Genomic DNA, 1,964 nt, shown 5'->3' with positions numbered 1-1,964 from the left:
CTCCCCGGCGGCCCCTCCGCGCTACCGGGTGCGCAGGACGCAGTCCCCGCACAACCCGCCACCGGGCACCTTGTAGTAGAGGCAGCAGCTGCGCCGGACGAAGGCCACCCCGAGGCCCTCCTCGTGGATGAACTCCCCGGTGCCCGCCAGGGCCCCGCCGTCGGCCAGCAGGGCGGCCGCCAGTTCCACGGCCCGCTGCCCGGGCACCCGGTCCAGCAGCACGCGCAGGGCCCCGACCAGCCCGGAGGCGGCGTTGCCCCTCAGCACCCGCTCCGAGACCCCGTACGTGCCCCGCAGTGCCGTGTCCAGGACGGCCAGGTTCCCCAGCACGGTCTCCCCGAGCGCCTCCGCGGGCAGCACGGCGGCCGGGGCGGGCAGCCACAGCCGGAGCGAGCCGCCGTCGGGCAGTTGCCACCAGACCCGGTCGGGGGCGAGGTCCGGCACCCGCCCGCCGAGGGCGGCGCAGCCCAGGCCCAGCGACCACAGCCGGGAGACGATCCCGAACTGGGCGGTCGAGGCCGCCACCCGGCCCGGCCCGCTGCCGATCCGCCGGCCCACCTCGGTCACGTACGGGCCGAGCCCCTCCCCGTACAGCTCCGTCAGGGGCCGGAAGCCCGGTCCGGGCGGCTCCTCGCCGTACGGGACGGTGAAGAAGGGGCCGACCGCGGCCAGCGCGTCCAGTACCTCGTCCAAGTCCATCCCGGCATGATCGCAGGGCCGCCGGGCGCCCAGGTGCGCCGGGAGGGGGTCAGAGCGGGGTCAGGAGAGTCCGGGCGAGGCCGCCCCGGCGTGCGCCCGGCCGCCGTCGTCCCCGGTCCTGCCCCGGGCCCAGCGGGCCGCGGGGCCCATGGCGAAGGAGGCCGCCAGCAGCAGGCCGCCGAGCAGGAGCCAGCCGGGGATCCCCCACATCAGGAGCAGCGCGGTCAGCAGCAGCGGGCCCAGGGTGCGGGCCACCGGGACGCCGGTGCCGAAGAAGCCCTGGTACTGCCCGATCCGCTCGGCGGGCGCCAGCGAGAAGCCGATCTGCCAGGACCCGGCCGACTGCCGCATCTCCGCGTCGGACAGGAGCACGGCGCCCGCCACGAGCAGCACGGCCGACAGCCACCCGGAGGACGGCAGCGCCGAGACGGCGAACACCCCACAGGACAGGGCCATGACAACGCCGGAGCTGCGCAGGGCCCGCCCGGCGCTGTCCAGGTCGGTGACGGGCCGGGCCAGGCGCACCTGGAACAGCATCACGGCGAGGGTGTTGAGCACGAACAGCGCCGACACCAGCCAGCCCGGGGCCTGGGTGCGCTCGGCGATCCACAGCGGGATCGCCAGGCTCAGCAGCGGCATCCGCAGCAGCAGGACCGCGTTGAGCAGCGTGACCAGGGCGTACGGCCGGTCGCGCAGCACCGCCAGCCGGGGCTCCCCCGCCGACCTGCCCGGGGCGGGCGCGACCGGGGGGAGGCCGCGCAGCACGGCGGCGCAGACCAGGAAGCTCACCGCGTCCAGGGCGAACACCACCAGGTAGGCCCGCTCGGTGCCGGCCCCGAGGGCGAGCCCGCCCAGGGCCGCGCCCAGGGCCAGCCCGGCGTTGAGGGTGGACTGGAGGTGGGCCAGCACCCCCGTGCGCTCCTGCGGGGCCACCAGCCCGGCGAGCAGGGCCTGCCGGGCGGCGGCGAGCCCGCACTGGGAGACGGCGTAGAGGACCACGGCGCACAGGAAGGCCGGGAAGGACCGGATGAACAGGAAGGAGGCCACCGAGGCGGCCGTGGCCAGTGCCAGCAGCACCGAGGTGCCGCGCGGCCCCCGCCGGTCGGCGAGGGCCCCCAGCGGCACGCCCGCGACCGAGCCGACCGCCCAGGCGAGGGTCAGCCCGAGGCCGATCTGCGCGGGCGAGAGGCCCACGACGCGGGTGAAGTAGAGGGCGGAGCACACGTAGTAGGCGCCGTCGCCGACGGAGTTGCTCAACTGGGCGG

General features: G+C 76.9%; 2 protein-coding genes. Both read right to left on the bottom strand.

Annotation, left to right across the window (positions count from 1 at the left end; translation table 11 throughout):
• Positions 1-21 precede the first annotated feature (21 nt).
• Complete coding sequence (locus VR44_RS32815) at positions 22-699, bottom strand: (2Fe-2S)-binding protein (RefSeq protein WP_045951277.1); 678 nt, start codon at positions 697-699, stop codon at positions 22-24.
• Between the two features lie 60 nt (positions 700-759).
• Positions 760-1,964: MFS transporter (locus VR44_RS32810; RefSeq protein ID WP_045951276.1), on the bottom strand; the 1,205-nt coding region annotated here is incomplete at its 5' end.

It is taken from the genome of Streptomyces katrae (assembly GCF_000966975.1).
GTDB lineage: Bacteria > Actinomycetota > Actinomycetes > Streptomycetales > Streptomycetaceae > Streptomyces > Streptomyces katrae.
The sequence above is the reverse complement of the archived record's forward strand: the minus strand, read 5'-3'. Positions and strand labels throughout refer to the sequence as shown.

What these genes read in the sequence shown, in the direction of transcription:
- VR44_RS32815 (WP_045951277.1), bottom strand. Translation starts at nt 699, where the DNA reads ATGGACTTGGACGAGGTACTGGACGCGCTGGCCGCGGTCGGCCCCTTC.